The sequence below is a fragment of the Pseudomonas sp. GZD-222 genome, assembly GCF_049310525.1.
GTDB lineage: Bacteria > Pseudomonadota > Gammaproteobacteria > Pseudomonadales > Pseudomonadaceae > Aquipseudomonas.
In genome coordinates, this window is sequence record NZ_JBMOWO010000142.1 from 22,350 (window position 1) to 29,735 (window position 7,386).

7 protein-coding genes are annotated in these 7,386 nt (G+C 60.6%); 2 read left to right on the forward strand and 5 right to left on the reverse strand.

Annotated features, from left to right (window positions below; all coding sequences use genetic code 11):
• Positions 1-32: 32 nt before the first annotated feature.
• The 5 genes from ACO6VD_RS26155 to ACO6VD_RS26175 all read right to left on the reverse strand — a co-directional run bounded on the left by ACO6VD_RS26155 (position 33) and on the right by ACO6VD_RS26175 (position 5,193).
• Positions 33-737, reverse strand: coding sequence for an SDR family NAD(P)-dependent oxidoreductase (locus ACO6VD_RS26155; protein ID WP_422422762.1), 705 nt, complete (start codon positions 735-737; stop codon positions 33-35).
• A complete protein-coding gene (gene phrB / locus ACO6VD_RS26160) occupies positions 718-2,175 on the reverse strand; it encodes a deoxyribodipyrimidine photo-lyase (protein ID WP_422422763.1) in 1,458 nt (485 codons plus the stop codon). Before phrB ends, ACO6VD_RS26155 begins: the two co-directional genes overlap by 20 nt.
• 28 nt (positions 2,176-2,203) lie before the next feature.
• On the reverse strand, positions 2,204-3,103 hold the full coding sequence (locus ACO6VD_RS26165) for a MerR family transcriptional regulator (RefSeq protein WP_422422764.1): 900 nt from the start codon (positions 3,101-3,103) through the stop codon (positions 2,204-2,206).
• Positions 3,093-4,061: a YbgA family protein gene (locus ACO6VD_RS26170; protein WP_422422765.1), complete on the reverse strand. Its 969-nt coding sequence runs from the start codon at positions 4,059-4,061 to the stop codon at positions 3,093-3,095. The genes ACO6VD_RS26165 and ACO6VD_RS26170 overlap by 11 nt, the downstream gene beginning before the upstream one ends.
• A 145-nt stretch (positions 4,062-4,206) precedes the next feature.
• Positions 4,207-5,193 carry an NAD(P)/FAD-dependent oxidoreductase gene (locus tag ACO6VD_RS26175; RefSeq protein WP_422422766.1) on the reverse strand — a complete coding sequence of 329 codons (987 nt, stop codon included), beginning with the start codon at positions 5,191-5,193 and terminating at the stop codon, positions 4,207-4,209.
• 185 nt (positions 5,194-5,378) lie between these two features.
• Here ACO6VD_RS26175 and ACO6VD_RS26180 point away from each other — a divergent pair, with 185 nt between their 5' ends.
• Both ACO6VD_RS26180 and hemH read left to right on the forward strand, forming a co-directional pair.
• Positions 5,379-6,284: a TIGR01777 family oxidoreductase gene (locus tag ACO6VD_RS26180; RefSeq protein WP_422422767.1), complete on the forward strand. Its 906-nt coding sequence runs from the start codon at positions 5,379-5,381 to the stop codon at positions 6,282-6,284.
• Positions 6,285-6,297: 13 nt separating this feature from the next.
• A complete protein-coding gene (hemH, locus tag ACO6VD_RS26185) occupies positions 6,298-7,311 on the forward strand; it encodes a ferrochelatase (protein WP_422422768.1) in 1,014 nt (337 codons plus the stop codon).
• The last annotated feature ends 75 nt before the right edge of the window (positions 7,312-7,386 follow it).

Sequence of the window (7,386 nt, forward strand, 5' to 3'; positions counted from 1 at the left end):
TTCGGCCCTGCATGGCGGCAGGGCCGAAAACGTTACTTGGGCAGAGGCCAGAGATTGTTCAGCTGCAGCGCTTCCAGAACCAGATTGTCCGAGTGCTCGGGCAGATGGTTGAGGATGACCTCTGCAGCGCTTGTCGCGGTCCATTGTTCCGGAATGACTTTTGTCGGAACCTGCGGGAACTTCAAGTTAAGTGGCGCAATCACCGTCAGGTCTACGGTCTGAACGTTAAGGGTGGCACGCAGGCTGTCCAGAAACTGCAACAAGCTGTTGTCCGCTGTAGCCGGCTGGCTGGGTTCACCCAGCTGCAGCGATGAATAGCGGCTGAGAATAGCGACCACTTGAGGCGAGTGACCACGTTGCAGCAGCGGCAAGGCACTTTCCAGGCAATGCCGGGTGACGCTGAAGTTACTGCTGACAATGCCTTCGAAAATCGCTGCAGCTGGCGTATCCATCGGCAGATAGTCGCATGTCCCGGCGTTGATTATCAGGCAATCAAGCGCGTCCCAGCGATCAGTGATCTGCCTGGCTGCTTGCTGCGCCTCAAGCTGCTCACTGAGGTTGCTGTCGATTACCAGCAATTGCTCGCGGTATTGCAGGCTCAAGTCCTGCAAGGCTTCACTGGCCCGGCCGCTGGCGGCTACCCGTGCACCTTGCTCCAGCAAATGTTCGACCAGTGCCAATCCCAGGCCGCTACTCGCACCGGTAACCCAGGCACGTTTACAGACAGTGGTATTCAAGGGGCGATTCCTCAACCTGCCGCGTGGATAAATTCTTGAAAGCATTCAAGGCGCGCTGGCGACTGCTACAGAGGTCCACGATGGGTTGTGGATAGCTAGTTGTAACAAATAGATCTGTAGATGACACCGGGTTATGAATGTTTTTTTCATCGGAGTCAGCCAGTTCCGGTAGCCAGGTCCTGATGAAGTCGCCTCGGCTGTCGAAGCGCCGGGATTGGGTGAGCGGATTGAATATCCGAAAGTAGGGCACCGCATCGGTGCCGGTGGAGGCACTCCACTGCCAGCCGCCATTGTTGGCTGCCAGGTCGCCATCAATCAGGTGACGCATGAAGAAACGCTCCCCATCACGCCAGTCGATGAGCAGGTTCTTGGTCAGGAACATTGCCACGATCATCCTTAGCCGGTTGTGCATCCAGCCGGTGGCGAGCAGTTGGCGCATGGCCGCGTCAATGATCGGGATACCGGTGCGGCCTTGCTGCCAGGCTTTCAACTCATCGGGTGCATGGCGCCAGGGAAGTGCTTCGGTTTCCTGGCGGAAAGCCCGATGCTTTGATACGCGAGGGTAACCACTGAGAATATGTTTATAGAACTCACGCCAAAGCAGTTCGTTGATCCAGGTCAATAGTCCGGCATTGCCACTGTCAAACTCGCCGTAGTTGTGGGCCAGGGCGCGCAGCAGGCACTGGCGCGGGGAAACCACGCCCGCCGCGAGATACGGCGAAAGCTGGCTGGTGCCGGCAACAGCAGGCAAGTCGCGTTGCTGCTGGTAGTCATCAACGGCCTCATCGATAAATCGCTGCAGGCGTGCATCGGCCTCGGTTTCGCCGGCTGGCCAGAGCTCGCGCAGGCTGGTCGGTGGAGGCTCGAAACCTGACACCTGGACGGGAACTTCGTCGCTGACAATCGCGAGCGCTGCCTGAGGTGCCAGCGGGGCTTGCAGGTGGGGCAGGCTCATGTGCAAACGCTGGTGACAGGCCTTGCGAAACTGGCCAAAGACCTGAAAGTAACCACCGGTGCGTGTGAGGATGCTACCGGGTTTGAACAACAACTGGTCCAGGTGGCAATGCACGGCAATGCCCTCCTGCTTTAGCCGCTCGCTGACGGCCTGATCGCGGCGACTTTCGTTGACGCCGTATTCTTCATTCAGGTGCAGCGCCTGCACCTGATGTTCGCGGCAGAGCTGCATCAGCACGTCAGGGGCGTGCTCCCAGGTGTCGGCCTCGCGCACCAGCAACGGGATGTTCAGAGTGGCCAGGCGCTCCTTCAGTACCGCCAGGTTGCGCAACCAGAAATCGATTTTGCACGGGGCATCATCATGGCTGCGCCACTGCTGCGCACTGATCAGCCACACCGCCAGGGTCGGCCCCTGTGCGCAGGCGGCAGACAACGCAGTGTTGTCGTCCACGCGCAGGTCGCTGCGCAGCCAGATCAGTTGCATGGTGTTCCTCGGTTAACAGCGGTTGCCTTCATGACAGATGCCCTTGCAACAGCTGCAGTCGTTGCAAGCCATGCAGCACATCCAGCGGGGTGTCGAACAGATGCAGGTCGGCGAGCGACCAGTCCTCGATAGCCTCCTTATGGATGCTGACCGCGCTGCCACTCAGGAGTTTCGGAATATTGATAGCGGCCAGGTTGCGTTCAAGCTGGCGTAGGTTGATGGCCTGGCCAATGCACAGCAACAAGGCCCGTGGCCGTATCCGCACGACGGCGACAGCCAGCTCATTGGCGGGTAAATCCCAGTCCAGCACTGATAGCGGACAGCCCGCATCACTGGCCAGCCATGCGCACATCCACAGGTGTGGATCAAAGGTCAGGGGCGTGCCGTTTACCAGCAGCAGTGGTGCGCCGCTGAGTTGATGATTGTTGTGGTAAGTCCGGGCGCCGAGCTTGCTGCGTAGCCAGGAATAGAAGAACACCTGCTCCAGGCGTGCAGCGAACTGCCCCTGCCAGCGCAGTTCCAGCGCCTTCAACAGCGGCATCAACAGCTGCTCGCACAGGGTCGCGGCGGGGTAGAGCGCCATGGCTTGATTCAACTGCTGGTCGAGGCGGGATTCGGCCAGGTTGGCGATGGCTTCGACCAGGTTCTCGCGCAACGGTGTCCAGCTGCTGTTGGTCGTTGTGCCGGGTTCGCTCGCGGTGCTGTCGAGTAGTGCCTTGACCTGGCCTACGGCAACGCCGTGGTTCAGCCAGCGCAGGATTTGCTGGATGCGCTGGACATGTTCCTGGCTATACAGACGGTGCCCCTTGCCAGTGCGCTGTGGAATGACCAGGCCATAACGTCGCTCCCAGGCGCGCAGGGTGACAGGATTGACGCCGGTCAGTCGCGTCACCTCGCGAATGGGTAGCAGCGCTTGTTCAGATTGCATTGCGCAGGCCCAGGCTTTGCGGATGCGGTTGTAGGTAGACCTGTTGCAGCAAGTAGGGATCGGGGTGGGTGCGCAAGTGATGCTTGAGCAGCGTCAGGGGTACCACCAGCGGCACGATGCCAGCGTGGTACTGATTGATCAGGTGATGAAATTCCTCGCGGTCATCCTGGCTCAGTGCCTTGCGCAGGTAGCCGCTCAGGTGCAGTAACACATTGCTGTGGTTGCCGCGGCTGGCGCAACGCCGCAACGCGAGCATCAGTTGACTGAAGTAGTGAGGGCCGAGCACCCGCGGGTCATCGTCTCGGGTCATGCTGCCCAGCAGTTTGCCCAGTGCCTTGTACTGCTCTGGATTGTTGGCCATCAGTTGGTACTTGTAACGGGCATGGAAGGCGATCAGGGCACCGCGGCTGAGCCCTTCGCTTTGCAGTTGCTGCCAATCGGCGTAGGCGTACACCCGGGTAATGAAGTTCTCGCGCAGGACCGGGTCGCACAGTCGGCCATCCTCTTCGACCGGCACATCCGGACGTTGCCGGCAAAACGCGGCGGCATACAGGCCCCGGCCGCCTTCGTGGGCGGGAGAGCCGTTGGCTTTATAGACCTTGACCCGCTCCAGTCCGCACGACGGTGACTTGTGCATGAAGATGTAGCCGCAGATGTCTGTGAGGTCGGTGGCCATCTGTTGCCCGTAGGCGCGTAGCGGGCCAGAGAGATCAAGTGCGGGATCGTGGCTGGCGACTGCTTGCGGGTCGGCGGGATCGCCCACCAGGCGAATGGGAGCGCGCGGTACGCCGAGACCAATGGCCATTTCCGGGCAGATCGGGACGAAATCGAAGTGCTGGGCGAGCACCTCTTTGCACAGGCGCGAAGCTTTATGGCCACCGTTATAACGAACCTCGGCACCAGTCAGGCAGGCGCTGATGGCAATTCTGGGCTTGCGAGCGGTGTCGGCGGAGGCCATGGCGAGTTCCAGATTATCTTGTACAGCGAAAAAATCATGTACAGGATTATCATAGGAACAAGTTTGTACAAGTCAATAAAATTGTACAGCTTTTGTGGAGCAGATTAATGTAGGAGGGGCGCGCTGGAGTCGGATTCCAGGGCGTTCATTCCAGGTGTTCGAGCAGCCGCCGCGCCGCTTCCTGGCCGCTGAGCCAGGCGCCTTCGACACGTCCGGACAGGCACCAGTCGCCACAGGCATAGAGGCCCAGATCGGCGTCGGCCAGGGCGCCCCATTCATGGTGGCTGGCCGGGCGGGCGTAGAGCCAGCGATGGGCCAGGGAGAAATTCGGCGCAGGAACGACACAGCCAACCAGCTCGGCAAAGTCGCCGAGAAGTTGCTCGATCACCGCTTCCTTGCTCAGGTCTATGTGCTGCTTGCTCCAGCTCGAGGTGGCGTGCAGGACCCAGGTATCCATATGCTCGTCACGCCCCGGTTTGCTGCGGTTGCGTGCCAGCCAGTCGAGGGAGCTGTCCTGTACGAAACAACCCTGCATCGGCGTATCGAGCGGGGTGTCGAAGGCCAGGGCAATCGCCCAGGTCGGGTCCATCTGTACCCCGGCTGCCGTTGCGGCAAGCTTGGGTGTGGCGCTCAGCAACTGAGTCGCCTGCGGGGCGGGTACCGCCACCACCACACGGCTGAACGGGCCATGACTGCAACCATCGGTGTCCTGCAGGTGCCAGTACTTCTGGCCGCGATACACCTCGGCGATTCGGCAACTGAAATTGACCGTGACGTCCTTGAGCAAGCCGCGCGTGATGGCGCTCATGCGCGGTACCCCGACCCAGCGGATCTGCTCGTCCGGTGACGGACTGAGGACGCCGTCGTGGTAGTTGTAGAGTTGAGGTTTCCATTCTGCGACCCAGCCGGCAGCGACCCATTGCTGAACCTGCTCGACAAAGCGCCGGTCGCGGGCCGTGAAGTACTGGGCGCCGAGGTCCAGGGCGCCAGCGTCACTGCGTTTGCTGGCCATGCGGCCGCCGCTGCCGTGCCCCTTGTCGAACAAGTGGACGGTCTGCCCGGCTTTTTGCAGGGCCTGGGCGGCTGACAATCCGGCGATACCGGCACCGATGATGGCAATAGGTACAGTCATGATGGCCTCTTCGAACCTCTGGTTGCAGGCTACGCTACCGGACAAACCTATACAAATATCTATCTGTGTATAAGATGCTTTCTTTTTGTTATCGCAGGTTGGCCTATGTTTATCCGAGCGTGTTCGGTCAAAAAAGTGCCTTGATCTTAAAAATAGACCAGGGTGCGCCATGTGAGGACACAGTCATGCATATATTGCTGACCGGCGGTACGGGATTGATAGGTCAACAGCTTTGCCAGCGCTGGTTGGCGCAAGGGCATCGCCTGACGGTCTGGAGTCGGCGCCCTGAGCAGGTGGGTAAATTGTGTGGTGTCGGTGTGCAAGGGATCGCCCGGCTCGAGGCATTGAGTGAGGACGACCCGATCGATGCGGTGATCAATCTGGCCGGGGCGCCAATTGCCGATCGCCCCTGGAGTACGCGCCGGCGAGCGGTGCTCTGGAGCAGCCGGATCACCCTTACCGAACAATTGCTGGCCTGGCTTGAAAGCCGCCAACAGCGCCCTGAGGTGCTGATTTCCGGGTCGGCGGTAGGGTGGTATGGCGACGGTGGTGAACGTGAGCTGACCGAGGCCTCGCAGCCGGTCAAAGAAGACTTTGCCAGTCAGCTGTGCATTGCCTGGGAAGAAACCGCACTACACGCCCAGGCCTTGGGCATTCGTGTGGTGCTGGTGCGTACGGGGTTGGTGCTGTCCAGCGAAGGCGGCTTTTTGTCGCGTCTGCGTTTGCCGTTCAAACTGGGCCTGGGCGGGCCGATTGGCGATGGCCGGCAATGGATGCCGTGGGTGCATATAGATGACCAGATCGCCCTGATTGATTTTCTCTTGCAGCACAAGGACGCCAGCGGTCCTTATAATGCCTGCGCCCCGGAGCCGGTGCGTAACCGCGAGTTTGCCAGGCGCCTGGGGCGAGCCCTGCATCGTCCCGCCTTCATGCCGTTGCCGGCACTGGTGCTAAAGGCCGGCCTGGGTGAGCTGTCGACGCTGCTGCTGGGCGGGCAGCGGGCGCGCCCGGTGCGTTTGCTCGCTGCAGGTTTCACATTCCGCTTCAATGATCTGCAATCGGCCCTGGATGAGTTGTCCAGTCGCCTCTGAAATAGGACGTTGCATGACCGATCACGCTCTGCTGCTGGTCAACCTGGGTTCCCCGGCCTCCACATCGGTGGCCGATGTGCGCCGCTACCTCAATCAGTTTCTGATGGACCCGTACGTCATTGACCTGCCCTGGCCGGTGCGGCGCTTGCTGGTGTCGCTGATCCTGGTCAAGCGACCTGAGCAGTCGGCCCATGCCTATGCCTCTATCTGGTGGGATGAGGGCTCACCACTGGTGGTATTGACCCGCCGCTTGCAGGCCGCAATGCGTGCGCAGTGGAGCCAGGGGCCGGTGGAAATTGCCATGCGTTATGGCGAGCCTTCCTTGCCGACGGTATTGCAGCGTCTTGCCGCACAAGGCGTGCGCAAGGTCACCCTGGCGCCGCTTTATCCACAGTTCGCCGACAGCACCGTGACCACGGTGGTCGAGCAGGCCCGGCAGGTAGTGGCCGAGCATCAGTTGCCGCTGGAGATGGCGGTGTTGCGGCCTTTCTATGATCAGCCGGAGTACATAGAGGCCCTGGTGGAAAGCGCCCGGCCGTATCTTGAGCAGGATTATGATCACCTGTTGATGAGTTTCCATGGATTGCCTGAGCGCCATCTGAAGAAGCTCGATCCAACAGGCGTGCATGATTTCCAGGCCGAGGACTGCTGCCGGGATTCGTCTCCCGAGATGCTTGCGGTCTGCTATCGCGGCCAGTGCCTGCGTACTGCTCAGGCGTTCGCGAAGCAGATGGGGATACCGGATGGCAAGTGGTCGGTGTCGTTCCAGTCCCGCTTGGGTCGGGCGAAATGGATCGAACCCTATACCGAAACCCGTCTGGATGAGCTGGGTAAGTCAGGGGTGAAGAAGCTGCTGGTGATGTGCCCGGCGTTTGTTGCCGACTGCATCGAGACCCTGGAAGAGATCGGCGATCGCGGGCGTGAGCAGTTTGTGGCGGCAGGCGGGGAGGAGTTGGTGCTGGTACCGTGCCTGAACGATCACCCGCAGTGGGTGCAGGCGTTGAAAGGAATGTGCGAAACAGCTTGAGGCCACTCGCGGGGCAAGCCCGCTCCCACAGCGGATATCATTGAACCTGTGGGAGCGGGCTTGCCCCGCGATGCT